Origin of the sequence: Dietzia sp. SLG310A2-38A2 (assembly GCF_014145095.1) — a bacterium.
Classification (GTDB): Bacteria; Actinomycetota; Actinomycetes; order Mycobacteriales; family Mycobacteriaceae; genus Dietzia.
The window spans coordinates 1-433 of record NZ_JAALDX010000530.1 but is presented as its reverse complement, the minus strand read 5'-3'; the positions used below and the strand labels follow the sequence as shown (position 1 = coordinate 433).

Genomic DNA, 433 nt, shown 5'->3' with positions numbered 1-433 from the left:
GCGGCCGGCGGCAGGTGACACCTGCGGCGGGCCGCAGGTGACGCGCGGGCCGAATGTGACTAGATTGGCACGCGTTAAGGTAGTAATGATGTCGTGGGTCCGGTTCGAGAACGCCGGGCCGGCACCCGAGACGACCACGAGGGGTATCCCATGCGCTTGACTCCAGCCGATGTGCACAACGTCGCGTTCTCAAAGCCGCCGATCGGTAAGCGGGGCTACAACGAGGACGAGGTCGACCAGTTTCTCGACCTGGTAGAGGAGGAGCTCGGAAAGCTCGTGGAGGACAACGACGACCTCCGTCAGCGTGTCGAGGAGCTGAACAAGGACCTCGAGAAGGCCCGCAAGGCCGCGGAGAAGTCCGACAAGGCCCCCGGTGACTCCGCGAGCGGTTCGGGTGCCGGCCGCGTCGAGGAGCCGCAGGCCGCCACCCCGG

The 433-nt window shown here is 66.7% G+C and carries 1 protein-coding gene; it reads left to right on the top strand.

What is annotated here, in order from left to right:
* Positions 1 to 150: 150 nt before the first annotated feature.
* Positions 151 to 433, top strand: a 283-nt coding sequence (locus tag G6027_RS16770; RefSeq protein WP_182638132.1) for a DivIVA domain-containing protein, incomplete at its 3' end; no start/stop codon positions are given.